Here is an 18,370-nt window from a genome sequence, read left to right on the forward strand (position 1 = left end):
GGGTGACGTGCAGGATCGTCGGCACGCCCGCCATCAGGCCGAGCGTGATGCGGTCACGGCGGGTCAGCAGGCGGTTGTGGCCCTGCGGAATCCGCCTCTGTGGTGTCGAGGCGCCCGGAGGCGGCGCCGTGGCCACCTCCGGGATCTTCGTGGTCGTTTCGGAGCTCATGGTTTCGGTGCTCATCCGCTTCAGAAGGGGGGTCGGTCTCAGTCGGACGCGAAGATCGTCTTCTTCTGGCGCTCGACCGACGACAAGATGCTGTCGACGTCCTTGGGGTTGCGGACGAAGTTCTGCAGCGCGGGCTGCATCACCGTCGAGGTGAAGTCCGGGCGGCTGTCGCGGTCCATGAACTGGGTGAGATGCTTCGCCTGGGTGATCATCTCGTAGCCCTTCTTCTGAAGGGTGCTGTACCCGGAGGTGTCGGCCTTCGTGGAGGCGGCGATAAGGCTCGGGTCGGCCTTCAGGTAGATCTCCTCGGCCTGGGGCGTGCCCAGGAATTCGAGCAGTTTGACGGAGCCGGCGTGGTTCTTGGGCTTCTTGCTGAGCATGATGCCGTCGGTCGGCGCCTCCACGGTGTCCTGACCGTAGGCCGGGTCGATCTCGGGGAAGGCGAAGAAGTCGAGGTCGTCCAGGTCTGCCTTGTTGCTGAACTGCTGGGCCACGAACATGCCAAGCATGTACATGCCGGCCTTCTTCGCCACCAGCGTCTGGGCGGCGTCCTGCCAGGTACGGCCGACCGCGCCCTCCTGGTGGTAGGGGAGGGTCTCGGCCCAGGTGTCGAAGACCTTGCGGACCTTCGCGTCGGTCCAGGAGGCCTTGCCCGCCATCAGCTCGACGTGGAAGTCGTAGCCGTTGAGGCGGAAGTTGATCTGGTCGAAGGAGCCCATCGCCGGCCAGGCGTCCTTGTCGCCGAAGGCGATCGGGACCAGGTCGTCCTTCTTCATCTGCTTGCACAGGGCGACGTACGCGTCCCAGGTGGTGGGGACCTCGTAACCGTGCTGCTGGAAGACGCTCTTGCGGTAGAAGACTGCCCAGGGAGACGTGGTCAGCGGCACCATGTAGTACTTGCCGTCCTGCCCCTTGCTGAGGTCGTGCACGGCACCGGGGAAGTTGCCCCCGATCGTCTTCCACACGTCGTCGATCGGGGTGGCCAGACCCTTGGCCGCGAAGAACTGCATCCGGTAGCCGGCGAACCACTGGAACACGTCGTCCGGCGTGCCCTGCAGGTAGGAGTTGATCTGCTCCTGGAACGTGTTGTGGTCCTTGGTGTTGAGGTCGACCGTGATCCCGGACTGCTTCGTGAAGGCCGCGTAGACGTCGCCGTACGCCTTCTTCGGGACGGCGTCGGACGCGTTGGACCCGACGGTGACGGTCTTGGAGTCGGCCGCGGTGCCACTGCCGGCGCAGGCGGACAGCAGCGGGATACCGGCACCCAGTACCGCGGCACCGCCGAGTCCGCGCAGCACGGCGCGGCGGCTGGTACCAGGCATGGGCTGACCGAGGGATGAACGGTGCATTTCGGCTCCTGAGAGGCTGTCACAACCCGGGGCATGGCGCTTCGGCTCAATGGGGGCGTGACGGGAAGCGGTCGACGATGCGACCAGAAACGAACGCGATCGGACAGATCCAATCGGCTGATGCGTCGAAGACTGAACTTTCCTGGGGCTCGCTGTCAAGACTCTGCGGAGCACGAGCCGGGCGAACCGCTCCTTTGGCAGCCGCGTGTCCTGGCGGTGAAAGAAATCGTGTGCGTGCCCTTGACGCGTGACTGCGGGACTGTCTAGATATGACCGCGTGGTCAGTGACCACGCGGTCATACATCTGACCTCGCCTGATGCAGGCTGCGGGCGGCGAGACATCAGGCAGCAGGCACGGCATACAGGAGCTCTCATGACACCAGTGACGGGGCGCGGCGCGGGCTCTCCCGCACCGCTCAGCGCGGACGTGGCCCGTGCGGCCGGCGTTTCGCGCAAGACGGTGTCGCGCGTACTCAACAACGAGCCCTACGTCTCCGACCCCGTCCGGCAACGGGTGCTCGAAGCCGCCGAGACCCTCGGGTACCGGCTGAATCACGCGGCCAGGGCCCTGGCCTCCGGGCGGAACCGTTCCATTGGTGTCGTCGCTCTGGGGACGGCGGGGTACGGAACCGCCATGCTCCTCGTGGGCATCGAGAAGGCCGTACGGGACGCCGGTTACGCACTGCGTGTGGTCAACACGGCGGACGGGGACCCCGAAGGCATTGCCGGCGCTGTGATGTCGCTTCTAGAACAGGGAGTTGACGGGATCGTCGTCTCGGAGCCCGTCGTGGAAGGAGAGGTCTCAGTCAGGATCGACGTGCCGGTCCTGTTCCTGGGCGCGCCCCCGTCCTTCCCCTCCGCCCGGACCCTGACGGTGGGCGTCGGCGCCCATACGCTGGCCCGGGCTGCCACTGATCACCTGCTGGACCTGGGGCACACGACCGTTCACCACCTCGCCGGTCCCGGGCGCTGGTACGCCTCCAAGGACCGTGTCGAGGGCTGGCGGGCGGCGTTGGCGGCACGGGGTGCGCACGAACCGCCGGTAATCCAGGGCGACTGGTCACCCGAATCCGGATACGCGGCAGGCCGCGAGCTGGCCGCGGACAGCTCGGTGACGGCGGTGTTCGCGGCGGGTGACGAGATGGCCATCGGCCTGATCCACGCCCTTCAGGAGGCCGGCCGCCGGGTGCCGGAGGACATCAGCGTGGTCGGCTTCGACGGCAACCCCGTCTTTGCCTACGTCAACCCACCCCTGACCACCGTGCGTCAGCCCTTCGACGCCGCGGCGCGACAGGGCATCAGGCTGCTCGTGCACGCCGTCGAGCAGCCGGAGAAGGATCTGCCCCCCGCGAGTGAACCACCGGTCGAACTCGTCGTCCGCGGCTCGACCGCACCCCCGCCCTCCCACCGGGGCCGGATGGTACCCAGCATCACCTGAGCTTCTACCCCGTGGCAGAACTCCATCGCCACCTCGACGCCGTTCGCGTTGTCGCCCCGGTCGACGTCACCCCTTTACTCCGCCGATCCACGCCGGGATCAGTCCGGTGCGCGGCGGGCAGCGAAACACGTCCCCATCCCTTCCCCCGGGAGCCGCAATGTCCCCTGCGCAGACAGGCGCCAGACCCGGCGCCGCTCCGCGTTCCCGTCCAGTCTTCCTCCTCATATTGACGTTCGCCCTGCTCGCCGCGATGGCGACGCTCGTTCTGCCGGCCGCCGGCCGGGCGGACGCTCTGTCTCGTCCGTCGCAGACGATGTACACGCCGCCGTCGAACGCGCCCTCACCGGGGTCGTACTATCCGCGGGCGATGCGTCTGCAGTACAACGGCTCCGCCAACGGCACGATGCTCGCCACCTTCGAGCAGTACACCTCCGGCACACCGGTCTTCCCGATCTACCGCAGCACCGACAACGGCAACTCCTGGACGAAGATCTCCGACGTCGCCGACACCCAGAACGGCTGGGGCATGCGCTGGCAGCCCGAACTGTTCGAACTGCCCACGACGATGGGCGGCTTCCCCGCAGGAACCATCCTCGCCGCCGGAGCCTCCGTCCCCGCCGACCGCTCAGCCATCAAGATCGATGTCTATGCCAGCACCGACCGCGGACAGACCTGGAGCTTCGTCAGCAACATCGCCACCGGGGGCCCGGCCTTCGACCAGAACGGCAATGGCAACACACCCGTGTGGGAGCCGTTCTTCCTCGTCTCCGGCGGCAAACTGATCGTCTACTACTCCGATCAGCGCGACCCCGACCACGGTCAGAAGATCGTGCACCAGGTCTCCACCGACCTCCGCACCTGGGGCCCGGTCGTGGACGACGTGGCGGTGCCCACCTTCAGCCAACGCCCGGGTATGGCCACCGTCGCGAGGCTGCCCAACGGGAACTACGTCATGACGTACGAGTACGGCGGCTCCCCTGCCGGCAACTTCGCCGTCTACTACAAGATCTCCTCCGACCCGGAGGCGTTCGACTCCGTCACGGGCATTCCCCTGCGGTCGACGGACGGCCTGGTTCCCACCAGCACGCCCTACATCACCTGGCTTCCCACCGGCGGTCCGAACGGCACCCTCGTCGTCGGCGCCTACAGCACGAGCGACCTGTTCCTCAACACCGAGAACGGCGCCGCGAACACCTGGACCCGCATCAACTCCAACGTCGCCGGCGGCTACAGCCGGGGCATGCTCCCGCTGACCGACGGCCACAGCCTGATGGTGTTCAGCGGGGGGAGTGCGCGCAGCACCGGCGTCAACCCGGTCACGTACAGCACCATCGACCTGGGCGGCGGCATCTCCGACGGGGCCACCTACACCCTCTCCAACGCCAACAGCGGCCTCAGGCTGACCATTTCGGGCGGTTCCACCAGCAACGGGGCCTCCGCCACACAGCAGAACTCCACCAGTGCCACCGACCAGCGGTGGCGCTTCGTCCAGCAGCCGTCCGGCTACTTCAAGATCTTCAACGTGGCCAGTGGCAAGGTCCTGGGCGTGGAGAACCAGTCCACCACCAACGGTGCCAGGATCCTCCAGTGGGACGACAACGGCACCCTCGACCACGAATGGGCCGTCTCGCCGCACCAGGCCGGCGGCTACACGATCACCAACCGTGTGACCGGCAAGTACCTCGAAATCCCGAACGCCTCCACCGCCACCGGCACCACCGCCGTCCAGTGGAGCGCCACGAGCTGCGGCTGCCAGCGCTGGGACTTCACCCAGACCGCCTTGCCGCCCCTGGGCACGGGGCAGTACGTCCTCGTCAACAAGAACAGCGGCAAGTACCTCGACATCCCCCAAAGCTCCACCACCACCGGCACAGGCGCCAACCAGTGGCAGAACTCCGCCTGCTCGTGCCAGCTGTTCACCTTCCAGTCCGCCGGCGGCGGAGCCTGGACCATCAAGAACGGCAACAGCAACCTCAACCTGGACATCCGCGACGGCTCCACCACCGCAGGCGCCGCCGTCGTCCAGAACACACCCTCCGCCGCCGACTCACAGAAATGGACGCTCGTCGAGGCGGGTGACGGCTACTACGAACTCAAGAACGTCAAGAGTGGTTTCCACGCCGGCGTCGCCCAGTCCTCCACCAGCAACGGCGCCGCCGTCGTCCAGTGGAACGACGTGAACATCGACGACCAGCTCTGGAAGATCGTCCGAATCAACTGACCGGTAACCGGCCCCTTCCGCAGAGCCTCCTGCCAGCGCAGGGTCGCAGGGCGACCTGTGTGTCAGGAGGCCTGTGCCGTTCGATGCCGGATTCGCATGCAGTGACTCTCCCTCAATCTGAGGGCGCGGAGGAGGCCAGCACGCCGGACGAGCTCTACCTAGTGCTGTGACCGCATAGGTTCGCCGGGTCGGCGGTCGTGGCGGTTGCATGTGCGGTGACATCCGATCCGACCGCTGGAGGCGCGGTGGCCGAGCCCGTCCGTGTACGCAGACTGACCGACCACGAGGGGCAGAAGCTGCGGCAGATCGTGCGCCGGGGCAGCACGAGTTCGGTGCGCTACCGGCGGGCGATGATGCTGCCGGCCTCCGCTGGAGGGGGCACCGGCAGCGGATGATCAGGCGGATCCCGGCCGGCCCGCGGAGCGGGTACGTGCGGCGCTGATGTGTCCTCAGACGCCCGCTTCCACCAGGTCGTCGGTATGGAAGGTGCGGCGGTAGGAGGCGGGTGAGACACCGAAGGCGGTTCGCATGTGGGCGCGCAGGGAGTTGGCGGAGCCGAAGCCGCAGCGGTGGGCGACCAGGTCGATGGACAGGTCGGTGGTCTCCAGCAACTGCTTGGCCAGTTCCAGGCGTTGCGCGGTGAGCCACTGCACGGGGGTCATGCCGACCTCGTCGCGGAAGCGGCGGGTGAAGGAGCGCAGGCTCATCCGGGCGTGTTCGGCCAGGCGGTTCAGGGAGAGGGGTTCGCCGAGGTGTTCCAGGGCCCAGGCGCGGGTGGCGGTGGTGGTGGCGACGGTGGGTTCGGGCACCGGGCGGTCGATGTACTGGGCCTGGCCGCCGTCCCGCCAGGGCGGGACGACGCACGCGCGGGCGGCGCGGTTGGCGGCGGCGGCGCCGTGGTCGTGGCGGATCATGTGCAGGCACAGGTCGATGCCGGCGGCGACGCCCGCGGAGGTCAGGACGTCGCCGTCGTCGACGAAGAGGACGTCCTCGTCGACCTTGACGCGGGGGTAGGCGCGGCGGAACTCGGGGGCGAGGTTCCAGTGGGTGGTGGCGGGCCGGCCGTCGAGGAGGCCCGCGGCGGCCAGGACGTAGGAGCCGGTGCAGATGGACACCAGGCGGGTGCCGGGCCGGATGCCGGCGATGGCCGCGGTGACCTCGGGCGGCAGCGGGCCGCCGCGGCCCAGCTCGGGCATGGCGTGCGTGGGCGGGACGATCACGGTGTCCGCGGCGGCCAGGGCCTCGGGACCGGCCGCGGGCTGCACGGTGAACCCGGCGTCGCTGAGCACCGGGGCGCCGTCGGCGGTGCAGACGGTGACCTCGTACAGCGGGCGTGAACCGGCGTCCAGGACGCTGCCGAAGACGCGGGAGGGGATGCCGAGTTCGAAGGGCGGGACGCCGGGCAGGGCGAGGACGGCGATGCGGTGCCGCCCGGCCGCGTCGGCGCTCGGGTCGGGGCGGGGGTCGGTGCACTGCCACTGCATCTCGCTCATGGCCAGATCCTGTCACATAGTGGCCAGACGGCCAACACCATGATGGGGGCGGATGCCGGATCGTGGACTGCGTCGCGCCGGGAAGGGCCCGGGCGGCCGGTATCCGATCAAGACGGAAAAGAGTGAGGCGGACAGCATGCGTGCGGTGGTCGTGGAGCAGTGGGGCGGACCGGAAGTGCTCGTGGAGCGTGAGGTCGCCCGGCCCGAGCCGGGACTGAACGAGGTCCTGGTGCGGGTCCACGCGGCCGGTGTGAACCCGGTGGACTTCAAGACCCGGGCCAGCGGGGCCCTGATCGAGTGGGGCGAGGTCCCGGCGGTCGGCTGGGACGTCTCCGGCACCGTGGAGGCCGTCGGACCGGGCGTGGGAATGTTCCGCCCCGGGGACGAGGTGTACGGCATGCCGCTGTTCCCGCGGCAGGCCGGCGCCTACGCCGAGTACGTCGTCGCCCCGGCCCGCCACCTCGCGCCCAAGCCGGCGAACCTCACCCACGTGCAGGCGGCGGCGCTGCCACTGGCCGCGCTGACCGCCTGGCAGGCCCTGGTGGACACCGCCGGGGTGCGCGCCGGTGAGCGGGTGCTGGTGCACGCGGCGGCCGGCGGGGTCGGCCACCTGGCCGTGCAGATCGCCAAGGCCCGCGGCGCGTACGTCATCGGCACGGCCAGCGCCGGCAAGCACGACCTGCTGCGGCAGCTGGGCGCGGACGAGGTGATCGACTACCACACGGTCCGCTTCGAGGACGCCGTCGCGGACGTGGACGTGGTGCTGGACGGGCTCGGCGGCCAGATCGCCGAGCGGTCCCTGACGGTGCTGCGCCCGGGCGGCCGGCTGATCACCCTGCCCGGCCCCGACGACGTCCCCGCCGACGTCCCCGGCCACGTGCGGGCGGTGTGGATGCTGGTCGAGCCCGACCACCTGGGTCTGCGCGAGATCGCCGCCCTGGCCGAGCGGGGCGCGCTCACGCCCGTGGTCGAGACCGTCGTCCCGCTGGCCGAGGCCGCGAAGGCGCACGAGATCGGCGAGCAGGGCCGCACCACCGGGAAGATCGTCCTGAGCGTCGCCTGACGCCGGCCGCCCCGGCCGGGTCGGCTGCGGGCAGGTGGAGCGGGACCGGAACCCCGGGACCGACCGGTCCCGGGGTTCCGGGCGCGGCCGAACGGGACGGGGCGGACCTGCGGGCACGGCCGGCTGCTGTGCCGTGACCCCGCTGACGCCATGTGCGGCGAACAGTTCGCGGGCTGCGGTCATGATGCGCTCACGCTTGGCCTGCTTGGCCCGCTCGCGGCGCCCGATCGGCATGTGACCGCGTCCCATGGGACCTCCCTTGACAATAATTCTGAGTAGACTCATAATTGAGTGCAATCGGATTAATGGGGTGAGGCGAGGCCCCATGCCACGCCGAATTGGCCGATCTGGCCTCACGCCTGGATAAGCAGGATGAAGACAAGGAGTAGCGCCCCATGCGAGCGTTCGTCATCACCAAGTACAAGGAGCCGCTGCAGGAGGCGGACGTCCCCGAGCCCACCGTCGGGGAGCACGACGTGCTCGTCCGGGTGGAGGCTGCCGGGCTGAATCAGCTGGATGAGAAGATCCGCGCCGGTGAGTTGAAGCAGATCCTGCCCTACAAGCTGCCGCTGATCCTGGGCAACGATGTCGCGGGCACTGTCATCAGTGTCGGGACGGCGGTTCGCGGCTTCAAGCCCGGAGACGAGGTCTACGGTCGGCCCGACCAGGACCGCATCGGCACCTTCGCCGAACGCATCGCCGTCGCGGAGGGCGACCTGGCGCTCAAGCCCGCCTCGATCAGCATGAATGAGGCCGGCTCGCTGCCGCTGGTGGCGCTCACAGCGTGGCAGGCGCTGGTGGAGCGCGGGAACGTGCGGCCCGGGCAGAAGGTTCTCATCCATGCCGGCGCCGGCGGAGTCGGTTCGGTCGCGATCCAGCTCGCCGCGCACCTCGGTGCGCACGTCGCCACGACCGCCAGCGCGTCCAACGCGGACTTCGTGCGCGCGCGCGGCGCGGACACGGTGATCGATTACCGCACCCAGGACTTCGAGCAGCTCCTGACCGGCTACGACCTGGTGTTGGACAGCCTCGGTGGGGAGACTCTCGAGAAGTCCCTGCGGGTGCTCAAGCCCGGCGGCAAAGCCATCGAGATCGCTGGTCCCCCGGAGCCCACTTTCGCGCGCGAGGCCGGCCTCAACCCGTTGCTGCGCCTGGGGGTCGCCGTCCTGAGCCGCAAGATCCGCAAGCAGGCGAAGAAGCTCGGCGTGACGTATGAGTTCCTGCTCATGCGCGCCAGCGGCGACCAGCTCCGCCAGATCACCACCCTCATCGACCAGGGCGTGGTGCGTCCGGTCGTGGGAAAGGTGGTCGGCTTCGACCAGACCCCGCAGGCGCTGCAGTCCCTGTCCCAGGGCGGCATCCGCGGCAAGGCCGTCATCGGCAGCAGCTGACCTGCCGCAACCGCGACGGGCGACACAGAACGCACGAGGACACCACCCATGTCTGTCGCCTCCCAGTCGGTCGGACGGCGCGAGCGGAAAAAGCAGGAGAAACTCGGCCGTATTGTCGCTGCCGCCAGTGAGCTGTTCGCCGAGCACGGCGTCGATGAGGTCACGACCCAGCAGATCGCTGACCAGGCCGACATCGGCACCGGGACCTTGTTCCTTTATGTCAAGACCAAGGGCGAACTCCTGCTGCTTGTCCAGAACGCCAAGTACGCCGAAGCACTTGAGCAGGGCCGGGCGGACGCCGAGACCGTCCCGGGCGTGCTGGACGCGGTGATGGCGATCGTCCGGCCGATCGTCGAGTGCAACCGCATCCAGATCGACAACGGACGCACCTACCTGCGAGAGATGGTCTTCGGCGACCCCGAGGAGCCCCGGCACAGCGCGGCACTGGCCATCGTCGCGCAGACCGAGGAGGCCGTCGCCGCCGTGCTGCGCCGAGACGAACGGGTCGCAGAGGGCGACGCCGCGACGCTGGCACACATCATGTCCGCCGTGATGTTCCTCAGCATGGCGGCGAGCGTGAACATCGCCTTGAGCGTCGAGGAGATCGTGCAGGACATCCGCAGGCAGGTCGACCTCCTGCTGCCTCGCTGAAGCGCGGCCCCAGCCTCAGGCCCAGGCAACCATCCGGATAGTCCTCGGCCGCGCCATGGCCCGAATCCCCAAATGGCAGATCATCCGGCTTTCGCTGCCCATACCGGCATGACTGGACGGGTGGGGCGGCCGGCCGGAGGACTACCGCCACCGCGTGCTGCTGGGATTCCGGAGATTGCCCACCTACGTGGCGTCGAGTCCCCGTCGCACAGTCCCTTACCCCAGGATTCCGGGGCGAGGCCCGTGTGGTGCGGTCAGGGCTTTGTGGGTCGATTCAGCAGTTCAAGGGCGCCTTCGACGCGATGATGCCGTCCTACCGCGTCGTGCGTGGCGCAGGCGGCCAGGTCGGGGCGCTCGTAGGGCTGCCGGCAGACATGGCAGTCGTAGGTGACCACCCCACCACTCGAACGCCGCCCGGTTGTCCATGGGCGCATCACGCCAGTCCCGCCTGCCTCGCGCGAACCACAGGAAGTCGAAGTACGTGCGCAGGTCCCGGGCATGGGCGGCCTGGGTGTTCCACGGCGAAGACGCCAGCCACACCGAGAAATACCGGTTCAGCGCCACGTCGTACACGCCCGCCGGACTGATCAGGAACGGCTGCCCCTCGGGCACCCCCAGATCATCCAACCCCTCACCGAGATCGGCCAACAGGGAGCTGAACTCCCGTGCTCGCCAACCGGTGATCGACATGACGCTGGGCGATAGTCCGTGGACAGCTCAACAGCGCATAACAGAAGTGGGACGGTTACCGCGCCCTGGCCGGCCGGTGGGCCGACGGCCGTGTCGCCCTACGGAGCCGCAACGGCAGCGATCTAGTGCTGTGACCGCGTAGGTTCGCCGGGTTGGATCAGGCTGCGGTTGTGAGGGGGCGTCCGCCCCATCGGGTGCCTTTCTCGCTGCGGATGCGGGCGCGTTCCTTGCGTTCGGCGGCCAGGACGTCGCAGTGGCGGGCATTGGCGTTGCGCCAGCGGAGGTAGGAGTGCAGGGCCCTGGTCTGGACGGTGTGGTTGGGGTGGTGGGAGTTGGCGATGGTGAACTGCCGCAGTGGTCCGAAGTGCGCCTCGATCGGGTTCGCCCAGGAGGCGTAGGTCGGGGTGAAGCACAGCTCGACCTTGTGCTTCTTTGCCCAGCGGCGGATGTCGGCGCCCTTGTGGGCGGACAGGTTGTCCAGGATCACGTAGATCGGTGCGCCGTCGGGCCGGGCGGCGCGGATCGATTTCAGCGCGGCCAGCGTGTTCCCGGCACCCTTCTTGCGGCGGTTCACGCCCCACAGACGGTCGTCGCCCACCAAGTAGCAGCCATGGAAGTACCGGACGCCGTGGGTGCGATGGTAGGTGGCCGGCAGCCGGTCGGGCCGGGTCTGTTCGGCCCAGCAGCTGCCGCCGATGGGCCGGATCCCGAGTGGGCCGAACTCATCGAAGGCGAATACCCGGTCCGGGAAACGGTCCAGGACGTGCTCGATACGGTCCAGCTTCGTCTCCCGTTCGGGGTCCGGGGACTCCTTCCAGGTCTTGGTGCGCTGGAAGGTGACGCCGCGGCGGGCGAGCAGGCACCGTAACGCCTCATGGCCGATGCGAATCACCCGGCCGTGGACTTTGCGCAGGTAGGCGACGAGCTTGCGCAGTGACCAGCGAGTAAAAGGCTGGCCGAGCTTGACCGGGCGGGTGGTGGCCGTCTGGACGACGAAGTCCTCTTCGTCAGACTTGAGTTGGCGGGGACGGCCTCCCGCCCACCGAGGGTCCAGGCAGGCCAGGCCCTTCTCGTTGAACGCGGGGATCACATCCCGGACGGTGTCCTCGTCGGCGGCGCCGACCGCCTGAGCGACAGCGCTCACGTGATCCGGTGGGAGGACCGCGGCGACCGCGACCACGCCCAGCCCGACGAGGATGACCTTCAGGCGAGGCTTGCGGTGGAGGGGGTGACGGGGGCCATCATGACTTGAGGGCGTCAGCATTGTGCCGTCCTATCTGCCGCGAGAGCGGCGGTCCGGCCGCCAGGCGTCCGCAGGATGCTGGCTAGGCATGGGCGCCTGGTGGCCGTTCAACTGATGCGCCCAGTCTCACGAACCCCTTGCGGCCGCAGAAGGGGGTCGAGACAATCCGGAGACAACACGCACGCATCGGAACACATTGCATGAGGGGGCCATGCCGCGCCGTCCCACTCCGCTCAAGCCGGAAGACGGCCCGCGCGCCCGTTTCGCATTGGCCCTACGGCAGTTGCGCGACGAAGCCGGCTTCGACGCACCACCCGTGGACGTCATCGCCGCCCGGACTGGCATCCCCAGAGCCACGCTGTACCACGCCATGCGCGGGACGCGCGTGCCCACGCTCCCAGTGCTCGCTGCGCTCGTCCGCGCCTACGGGGGCGACGAGGCTGAGTGGACCAAGTTCCGCAGCAAGGTTGAGGACGAGCTCGAAAGTGAACGCCTCGAACTGAGGGCGTTGCTCGGCCAGGAGAGGCCGCCGCATGACGGGGACCAGGGAGAACCGAGAGAGGGCTGGACAGGCGGCACGCTCTTCAACGGGGGCCCGTCCCGTGAGCAACACATGCACATGTTGATTTCCGCGCTGGCCGACTTGGATGACCCGTATGCCCGCAATCTCGTCGACGAAGGGACTATCGACGAATACGTGCGCGAACGGCCTCTCGATCCTGAAAGGCGGCGCCTGAACAAGGAGGCGCGTCAGAAGGCGCTGGCGCGGATCGCGGCCTCCGAGGCGGCTGAGGACGCACACGCTTCCGCTACGCAGTGGGCCGACTGGCGGCGCCTTGCCGGTAACCCGCGGATCCGAACCATCGCGATCGATGCGCGACTCTCGTTCAAGGTGGTGAGCGAGGTCCTGCGAGGCCTGGTGGATCCCGGCGCGGAGCCAGAGATCGTCGAGGCTGTGTTCGACGTGCTACGCACGCATGCCGGACGCGAGAGTCTCATCCTCGGCTCCGTTGTGCCGTACGCCTCGGATGAATAGCCACCTGGGACAGCGTTCAGTCGGCTCATCAGGGATGCGGGCTACTATCTGCACAGACGACCGCTGGTTTTGGGCCGGGTCACTCCAAGATCGATCTTTTGGAGCCGGCCCCATGGAAGAGTTCTCGCTTCCCGAGGACATCACCGCCCTCAACGACGAAGAGCTGGACGCCCTCCTCGAAGGTGCCGTGCCCGCCTTCGACTCGAAGGCGGGCAGCACCACCGTCACCTCCGACGACCTCACCCAGCTCCGCGAGCCGGCCACGGCATTCGTCGCCAACCCGCGGCACGTGCGCGCGGCGGAGCACCGGCTGGCCAAAGCCCAGCGCGCCCTGTCCCGTACCCAGAAGGGATTGGGGCGGCGGGTGGCCCGGCTGCAGCGTGAGCTGTGTGCCCGGAGAAAAGGAAGCGCAGTGTGTCGGTGTCACGCCGTAGCGTGAGGTCTCATGAACTTCAGGTACATACCGCCAGTTGAGGCGGAACAGATTCGGCAGTTGCCGACTCGGGATGTCGCGCTCCTTCTTCTGCAGCACCTCGCAAGCGGCACCGGCTATCTGCAGTACGTGGGGACGATGGGGTCGGCACGGCAAGCGTTCCAGGAAGAGCCGGACACGGACGCGCTCGTGAATCATTTGTCCGATGCCTGGTGCTGGCTGGAAGCGCATGCGCTGCTGGCCCGGGAGCCCAGCCAGTCCGAGGCGTTCCGTCGGATCTCTCGCGACGGCATGGACTTGGCGAAGGACCCACAGGGCATCACACGGTTCGAGGCCCGTGAGCGGCTGTCCGGCCCGCTGCACCCTGCGCTGGAAGGAACAGTGCGCACCAACTTTCACCTGGGCGACTACGAGACGGCGTGCTTCGCCGCGATGAAAGCGGTCGAGGTCGCGGGATGCCTCCGGACTCGACAACTCCCTGGTCGGCGTGCACCTGATGCGTGCGGCGTTCCAGCCGCACAGGAACGGCAAAGGCGGGCCGCTCGCCGACGCCGGCGCTGAGGGCGGGGAGCAGGAGGCCGTGTCCGCGTTGCTCGCCGGTGCCATGGGCGCCTTCAAGAACCCGTCCAGCCATCGCACCGTCGACTTCGACGACCCGATCGAGGCAGCCGAGATCATCCAGTTCGCCGACCTGGTGCTGCGGCAGGTCGAACGGGCCAAGCGCCGCCAGGCTGCGGCGTAGGACAGTACGTGGCGTCGAGCGGGGCCCGGGATGATCCGTTCCGGTCCCGCTGCCGTTTTCCCGGCTGTTGGGGTCATCGGGCTTGTCCTCGTCTCTGGATCCCGCGGCCCGCCGTTGCCGATCGTTTGTGAGGCCAACGCCATTGATGGCACGATGAGTTGGGGCGAAAGGTGGGGGTTCGTGCAGGGTGACAGGCGGCAGATTCAGACGGCGGTCCTGGGTGGTGCGGGCTCGGAGGAGCCGCTGATGCTGCCGCTGGAGGCGATCGAGCTGGACGCCTTCCGACGCCGGCACGAGCACGACACGTTCTGGTGCGGGCTGCTGCTCGGAGGCTGCGGCAGCCAGTTGACGACGAAGCCGTACACCGACCGGGTCTGTTCCCTGTCAAGTTTCTACGTGTTGAGCTGCGGACGCGTGCAGTACCAGATAGCAGGACGGCGGGGGAGCGTCAGATGGCCCCGTTCGTGTAGGTGACGAGCGCGGCCCTGGTGCGATGAGGCGCGCTGCAACAGCTCGGCGAGAATCTTCTAGCCGATGTCGACGCGGAGGGAGAAAGTCCTTCGCTAGGTGCCGCTTCGAGGAAATCTTGGAAGCATATTCCGGAAGAAGCGGCCTAGCGTCTCGTGATGAATCCGGGGACTCCATCAGGGAGCCTCGAGAGCACGTCGGAGGACCCTATGAGCGAGCAGCCCGCCCTGTACGGTGACACGTCGACCGCAGCCCCGGCCCTGAAGCGGGTCCGGATCCATCATCTGCGCGAGATGAAGCAGCGTGGGCAGAAGTGGGCGATGCTCACGGCGTACGACGTGTACACCGCGGCGACCTTCGAGGAGGCCGGTATCCCGGTGCTGCTGATCGGGGACTCGGCGTCGAACAACGTTTTCGGCAACACGACGGCGTTGCCGGTGACCGTGGACGAACTGCTCCCGCTCGTACACGCGGTGTCCGGGGCGGCCCGGCGGGCGCTGGTGATCGCGGACCTGCCGTTCGGCTCGTACGAGGCGTCCGCGGAGCAGTGCTTCCACACGGCGGTGCGGTTCATGAAGGAGGCGGGCGCGCACGCGGTGAAACTGGAGGACGGCGAGGAGATGGTGCCGCAGGTGGAGCTGTTGACCCGGTCCGGGATCCCGGTGATGGCGCACATCGGGTTCACCCCGCAGTCCGAACACAGCCTCGGCGGCTACCGGGTGCAGGGGCGCGGTGAGGACGCGCAGCGGCTGGTGTCCGCGGCGAAGGCGCTGGAGGCGGCCGGTGCGTTCGCCGTGCTGATCGAGATGGTGCCCGAGGAGGTCGGTGCAGAGATCACGCGGAGCGTGGCGGTGCCGACGGTCGGCATCGGCGCGGGGAGCGGCTGTGACGCCCAGGTGCTGGTCTGGCAGGACATGGCGGGGCTGCGGACGGGGCGGATGCCGCGGTTCGTGAAGCAGTACGCCGACGTGCACGGCGTACTGCGCGACGCTGCCCGGGACTTCGGGGCCGATGTGGCGGCGGGGACGTTCCCGGCGCCGGAGCACACCTTCTGACCAGAGAACTCGGGCAGGTTAAAGGGCGGACGAGCAGCCGGAGCCGCTCGCCCGCCCCTCTTCCGTCGCGTGTCAGCGTGGCTCGGTCGCCGGCCAGGTGCGCGGGTAGGGCACGCGCAGTGACTTGGGCGGTACGGGGTGTGGTCGGCGGCGGCGTGGAGGCGTCCGTCGCGTAGGCCGGGATTCCGTCGCGGATCATCAGGGCGAATGCGAGGATCCGGCGGGCGCCGTACCAGACGGCGCCGTCGGGGTCGTCGACGAGGCGCTGGGCGCGGCGCAGGGCCCCGGCGAGGACCGGGCCGGGGTCGGTGGGGATCGGGCCGTGGGAGGGGAGGATCATGCGCGGGGCGAGGTCGGCCAGCCGTTTGAGGGAGGCGAGCGCGGTGGTGGCCACGTCGGGCCCGTCGAGGGCGAGGTTCACCCAGCCGACGTCGTAGTCCGAGCGCGCGTCCCCGACCACGAGGAGCCGCTCGTCCGGCTGTCACAGCGCGAGGTGGCCCGGGGTGTGACCGGGGGTGCGGACGACCTCCCAGTCGGTGTGCCCGAGGCGAAGGGCCTGCCCGTCGTCGAGCGGCATGTCGACGGTGTACGGGGCGACGGGCTGGTCGAGGTACTCGGCCGCGCAGCAGCCAGGGTCCCGGCGGCCGATCGCCTCGGCCTCCGGGGTTCCGGCGGCGATGGCGGAGCCCTGGGCCTGGAGGAGGGCGTTGCCGCCGACGTGGTCGGAGTGCCAATGGGTGTTCACGACGAGGGCAATGTCCCCGGCGTGCGCGCGGGCTTAGGCAGAAGTCTCCTCCGCGTGCCCGACGAACCCGCTGTCGATCAGGGCGGGTTGCCGTCCGGTCAGCAGGAGTGTGTTGGCGTCGGGGAAGGGCCGCTGCCATCACGTCAGCCACGGGGGCAGGGACGGGGGAGACGGCTGGGGGCTCACTCGGCGGACCTGTTCACGCGGATCAACGTCTGCTGGCCGTTGGCGACGAGCTTGCGTTCCCCATCTTCTTGGACGCCGTACACCTCCCACTGGCAGACGGTCAGGGTGCGTCCGGGTTTGAGGACGTGCCGATCGCTTCGAGGTGGTCGCCGGAGGCGGGCGCGAGCAGGTTGATCTTGTACTCGACGGTGAGGACCTCTGAGTCCTCGGAGAACAGCGTGAGTGCCGCGTAGCCGCCGGCGCTGTCCGCTATGGCGCTGGTGGCGCCCGCGTGGACGTAGCCGTGCTGCTGGGTCACCTCAGGGCGGGCCGGGAGCACGATGTGCACGCGGTCGGGCCCAATGTGCGCGAGGCGCGCGCCGAGGTGGGCCATGAGGCCCTGGCGGTCGAAGCTGTCCTGAACGCGCTTCCGGACCGCAGGGCTCGCCTGTTCCTGCTGCGACTGGTCTCCCACGTACGTGCTCTCCTTCGGGTCCGTGTCGGGTGGAGCGGACTGGTTCCTCAGCCGGCCAGGCGTTCCACCAGCAGAAAGGCGCCGATGACGATCATCATGGCACCGCTGATGCGTGTGACGACCCGGGCTGCCGAGGGCCGGGTCTTCAGGACCGTGCGGGCCATGACGCCGACGCCGAGGTAGACGACGGCGCACGCGGTCAGGTGCACCATGCTGAGCAGCCCGGTCTGCGCGGCGACCGGCCAGCCGCCGGCAGTGTCGATGAACTGCGGAAACAGCGAGAAGTACAGCAGCAGCGCCTTCGGATTCAGGCCGCTGATCCCGGCCCCCTTGAGTATGACCTGCACGCGGGAGGCATCCGCGCTCTCTTCAGCGGCCGCCGGTATGGTCGGCTGCCGCAGAACACCCCAGCCCAGCCACAGCAGGTAGCCGGCCCCCGCCACCGTCAGGGCGGTGAGTGCGGCGGGGGAGCTCGCCACGATCACCGCGAGGCCGGCGACGGCCACCAGTGCGTAGGCCGCGTGTCCGGCGATCAGCCCGGTGACCGCCGGGACGACCGAGCGTTCCCGCAGTCTGGCGGAGATCGCGTAGGCCCAGTCCGCACCCGGGGTGAACACCAGCAGCAGGTCCACTGCGAGGAAGGCCGCCAGCGTCGTCGTATCCATCGATCGTTCCCTCTCGCGTTTCTTGCTCTGAGAGGGAAGGTTAGGTTCGATTTGCCCGAAGATGTTTGCGTCTTTGTCTCATGATCACGAGATATGAGACAGAATCTTCTCTGTGGATGCCCTAGACCGGAAGATTCTTACCGAGCTGCAGGTGGATGGCCGCCTGACCGTCACCGAGCTGGCTGCTCGTGTGAGGCTCAGCGTCTCGCCCTGCCATCGTCGCCTGCGCGACCTCGAACGCGAGGGCGCGATCCGCGGCTACCGCGCCGTCGTCGACCCGGCCGCCGTCGGCCTGAACTTCGAGGCGCTCGTCTTCGCCACCCTGCGCTGGGAGGCCCCCGACACCGTCACGGCCTTCGAAGAGGCCGTGAGCGCTGTCCCGCACGTCATCCAGGCGCAGCGCCTGTTCGGCGAGCCCGACTACCTGCTCCGTGTCGCCACCACCGACCTGGCCGCCTTCCAGCAGCTCTACGACCAGCAGCTCGCCCGACTGCCCGGGGTCCAGCGCCTGACCTCCACCCTCGTCATGAAGAACGTCGTCCACGACCGCCCCCTGCCTGAGTAGCCGCCTACCCGCGAACCCGGTTGCCACGAAGGCCAGGTCGGGAGTCTCTACCGGCCGTGCGCTGCGTGTACAGGCTGAGGAGCTCGTCGACGCGGTAGTCCGGCGACAGCAGAATCGGATCACCGGGTCGGATACCGGCCGACTCTTCGCGCTCCGCCAGGTCTGCCCACCCCTCCAACACGGGCACGTGTGGCGACACGCTCGGCGCCGTCTTGGGAACCCAGAACACACGCCACTTGCTCATCACCCCACCCTGCCAGGCCGCTTCAACACGCCGATTCAATAGGGAAGGTCTGCCACTTCGCCCATCACC

At 68.7% G+C, this 18,370-nt stretch carries 15 protein-coding genes and 4 pseudogenes; 12 read left to right on the forward strand and 7 right to left on the reverse strand.

The window, feature by feature from the left end; genetic code table 11:
* Positions 1-169 (reverse strand): annotated as a pseudogene (locus tag ACWBNA_RS37640) (sugar ABC transporter permease); the annotation flags it as partial.
* Positions 170-207: 38 nt separating this feature from the next.
* Positions 208-1,518 (reverse strand): ABC transporter substrate-binding protein, encoded by a 1,311-nt coding sequence (locus tag ACWBNA_RS37645; RefSeq protein ID WP_482709041.1) that lies wholly within the window; start codon positions 1,516-1,518, stop codon positions 208-210.
* Positions 1,519-1,891: 373 nt separating this feature from the next.
* Here ACWBNA_RS37645 and ACWBNA_RS37650 point away from each other — a divergent pair, with 373 nt between their 5' ends.
* The 3 genes and pseudogenes from ACWBNA_RS37650 to ACWBNA_RS37660 form a co-directional block, all read left to right on the forward strand.
* Positions 1,892-2,956: a LacI family DNA-binding transcriptional regulator gene (locus ACWBNA_RS37650; RefSeq protein WP_482709042.1), complete on the forward strand. Its 1,065-nt coding sequence runs from the start codon at positions 1,892-1,894 to the stop codon at positions 2,954-2,956.
* A 157-nt stretch (positions 2,957-3,113) separates the two neighbouring features.
* On the forward strand, positions 3,114-5,177 hold the full coding sequence (locus tag ACWBNA_RS37655) for an RICIN domain-containing protein (RefSeq protein ID WP_482709043.1): 2,064 nt from the start codon (positions 3,114-3,116) through the stop codon (positions 5,175-5,177).
* A 245-nt stretch (positions 5,178-5,422) separates the two neighbouring features.
* Positions 5,423-5,554, forward strand: a pseudogene (locus tag ACWBNA_RS37660) (IS630 family transposase); the annotation flags it as partial.
* 72 nt (positions 5,555-5,626) lie between these two features.
* On the opposite strand, the gene ACWBNA_RS37665 reads toward ACWBNA_RS37660, so the two are convergent.
* Positions 5,627-6,670, reverse strand: coding sequence for a GlxA family transcriptional regulator (locus ACWBNA_RS37665; RefSeq protein WP_482709044.1), 1,044 nt, complete (start codon positions 6,668-6,670; stop codon positions 5,627-5,629).
* Between the two features lie 136 nt (positions 6,671-6,806).
* On the opposite strand from ACWBNA_RS37665, the gene ACWBNA_RS37670 reads away from it, so the two are divergent.
* From ACWBNA_RS37670 to ACWBNA_RS37680, 3 genes are all read left to right on the forward strand, one after another.
* Complete coding sequence (locus ACWBNA_RS37670) at positions 6,807-7,733, forward strand: NADP-dependent oxidoreductase (RefSeq protein WP_482709099.1); 927 nt, start codon at positions 6,807-6,809, stop codon at positions 7,731-7,733.
* Between the two features lie 395 nt (positions 7,734-8,128).
* Positions 8,129-9,124, forward strand: a complete 996-nt coding sequence (locus ACWBNA_RS37675; RefSeq protein WP_482709045.1) for an NADP-dependent oxidoreductase — start codon at positions 8,129-8,131, stop codon at positions 9,122-9,124.
* A gap of 48 nt (positions 9,125-9,172) precedes the next feature.
* Positions 9,173-9,775, forward strand: coding sequence for a TetR/AcrR family transcriptional regulator (locus tag ACWBNA_RS37680; protein ID WP_482709046.1), 603 nt, complete (start codon positions 9,173-9,175; stop codon positions 9,773-9,775).
* Positions 9,776-10,622: 847 nt separating this feature from the next.
* On the opposite strand, the pseudogene ACWBNA_RS37685 reads toward ACWBNA_RS37680, so the two are convergent.
* A pseudogene (locus ACWBNA_RS37685) lies at positions 10,623-11,603 on the reverse strand (IS630 family transposase); the annotation flags it as partial.
* 316 nt (positions 11,604-11,919) lie between these two features.
* On the opposite strand from ACWBNA_RS37685, the gene ACWBNA_RS37690 reads away from it, so the two are divergent.
* The 5 genes from ACWBNA_RS37690 (at position 11,920) to panB (ending at position 15,442) form a co-directional block, all read left to right on the forward strand.
* Positions 11,920-12,744, forward strand: coding sequence for an XRE family transcriptional regulator (locus ACWBNA_RS37690; protein ID WP_482709047.1), 825 nt, complete (start codon positions 11,920-11,922; stop codon positions 12,742-12,744).
* Positions 12,745-12,856: 112 nt separating this feature from the next.
* Positions 12,857-13,183 carry a hypothetical protein gene (locus ACWBNA_RS37695; protein WP_482709048.1) on the forward strand — a complete coding sequence of 109 codons (327 nt, stop codon included), beginning with the start codon at positions 12,857-12,859 and terminating at the stop codon, positions 13,181-13,183.
* 6 nt (positions 13,184-13,189) lie between these two features.
* Positions 13,190-13,738: a hypothetical protein gene (locus ACWBNA_RS37700; RefSeq protein WP_482709104.1), complete on the forward strand. Its 549-nt coding sequence runs from the start codon at positions 13,190-13,192 to the stop codon at positions 13,736-13,738.
* Positions 13,674-13,919, forward strand: coding sequence for a TIGR02391 family protein (locus tag ACWBNA_RS37705; RefSeq protein WP_482709100.1), 246 nt, complete (start codon positions 13,674-13,676; stop codon positions 13,917-13,919). Before ACWBNA_RS37700 ends, ACWBNA_RS37705 begins: the two co-directional genes overlap by 65 nt.
* 677 nt (positions 13,920-14,596) lie before the next feature.
* Entirely contained in the window at positions 14,597-15,442 is an 846-nt protein-coding gene (gene panB, locus ACWBNA_RS37710; RefSeq protein ID WP_482709049.1) for a 3-methyl-2-oxobutanoate hydroxymethyltransferase, read from the forward strand.
* Positions 15,443-15,923: 481 nt separating this feature from the next.
* Here panB and ACWBNA_RS37715 read toward each other — a convergent pair whose 3' ends face one another.
* The 3 genes and pseudogenes from ACWBNA_RS37715 to ACWBNA_RS37725 form a co-directional block, all read right to left on the reverse strand.
* A complete protein-coding gene (locus ACWBNA_RS37715; RefSeq protein WP_482709050.1) occupies positions 15,924-16,187 on the reverse strand; it encodes an MBL fold metallo-hydrolase in 264 nt (87 codons plus the stop codon).
* A 182-nt stretch (positions 16,188-16,369) separates the two neighbouring features.
* Positions 16,370-16,827 (reverse strand): annotated as a pseudogene (locus ACWBNA_RS37720) (PaaI family thioesterase).
* 47 nt (positions 16,828-16,874) lie between these two features.
* On the reverse strand, positions 16,875-17,492 hold the full coding sequence (locus ACWBNA_RS37725) for a LysE family translocator (protein WP_482709051.1): 618 nt from the start codon (positions 17,490-17,492) through the stop codon (positions 16,875-16,877).
* Positions 17,493-17,604: 112 nt separating this feature from the next.
* Between ACWBNA_RS37725 and ACWBNA_RS37730 the strand changes: the two genes are divergently transcribed.
* Positions 17,605-18,057 carry an Lrp/AsnC family transcriptional regulator gene (locus tag ACWBNA_RS37730; protein WP_482709052.1) on the forward strand — a complete coding sequence of 151 codons (453 nt, stop codon included), beginning with the start codon at positions 17,605-17,607 and terminating at the stop codon, positions 18,055-18,057.
* The last annotated feature ends 313 nt before the right edge of the window (positions 18,058-18,370 follow it).

The organism is Streptomyces sp. Q2, from assembly GCF_056820935.1.